1 protein-coding gene is annotated in these 1,317 nt (G+C 69.0%); it reads left to right on the top strand.

What is annotated here, in order from left to right:
* Positions 1-52: 52 nt before the first annotated feature.
* Positions 53-1,287, top strand: a protein-coding gene (locus ACFHWT_RS31260) for an IS3 family transposase (protein ID WP_416598288.1) whose coding sequence is annotated in 2 segments (ribosomal slippage) — positions 53-332 and positions 332-1,287 — 1,236 coding nt in all. Because the reading frame shifts where the segments join, the coding sequence is not laid out codon by codon here.
* Positions 1,288-1,317 lie beyond the last annotated feature (30 nt).

Here is a 1,317-nt window from a genome sequence, read left to right as displayed (position 1 = left end):
TGTCCCGCACCGGGTTTGATGGATACATCGAAACCTGGAAGGAACACCAGCGATGCCCGCACCGAAGAAGTACTCCGATGAGCTGCGTGAGCGTGCGACCCGGTTGGCCCTCGACGCGCGCCGGGACCCGGCGTCCGCTGTCGGCGCGATCCGGCGGATCGCCGACCAGCTCGGCGTGCACCCCGAGGCGCTGCGGGTCTGGGTGAGGCAGGCCGAGACCGACGCCGGCGACCGTCCGGGCACCACCAGCGGCGACGCCGACCGCATCGCCGCGCTGGAACGGGAGGTCCGTGAGCTGCGGCGGGCGAACCAGATCCTGAAATCCGCCGCGAGTTTCTTCGCGGCGGAGCTGGACCGTCCGTCGCGATGAGAGTGGAGTTCGTCGACTCCCAGAAGGCCGAACACGGTGTCCAGCCGGTCCTGCGGGCGCTGCACGACACGCCCGCCGGGATCGCACCATCGACCTACTACGCCGCCAAGGCCCGCCCCGCCTCGGCCCGATCGAGGCGCGACGAAGAGCTGACCGCGATGATCGCACAGGTCCACGCTGCCAACTACGGCGTCTACGGAGCCCGCAAGATCTGGCACGAGCTGCACCGGCAGGGCGTCAACGTGGCCCGGTGCACGGTCGAGCGGCTGATGCGTGAGTCCGGACTGCGTGGGCTGCTGCGCGACAGGTCACCGCGCACGACCCGGCCCGCCGCCGAGACCAGCCGGCCCGCTGACCTGGTCGAACGCGACTTCACCGCGGCGGGCCCGAATCGGCTGTGGGTCGCCGACCTGACCTACGTGCGTACCGCCGTGGGTTGGGTGTACGCGGCGTTCGTCCTCGACGTGTACTCCCGGGTGATCGTCGGCTGGCAGGTGGCCACCAGCCTGTACACGGATCTGGCGCTCGACGCGCTGAAGATGGCGATCTGGCGCCGCGAGAATCAGGGCGCTGACCTGGGCGGACTCGTGCACCACTCCGACCGGGGAGTCCAATATCGGGCGATTCGCTACAGCCAACGGCTCGCCGAAGCCGGCGCCGTCGCCTCGGTCGGCTCCCGGGGCGACTCGTACGACAACGCCATGGCCGAGGCGTTCAACTCCCTGTACAAGGCCGAACTCGTCCGCAACAGGGGTCCGTGGCGCGGTCTCGACGACCTGGAGATGGCCACCGTCGAGTACATCGACTGGTACAACAACCGCCGCCTGCACGGCGAGCTCGGCCACGTCCCGCCCGCCGAGTACGAAGCGCTACACGCGATGACCCGACCGGTCACCGCATCCCTGAAAACCAGATAACCAACTCTCCATCAAACCCGGGGCTTGACA

The organism is Micromonospora sp. LOL_021, from assembly GCF_048060215.1.
Lineage (GTDB): Bacteria > Actinomycetota > Actinomycetes > Mycobacteriales > Micromonosporaceae > Micromonospora_E.
The sequence above is the reverse complement of the archived record's forward strand: the minus strand, read 5'-3'. Positions and strand labels throughout refer to the sequence as shown.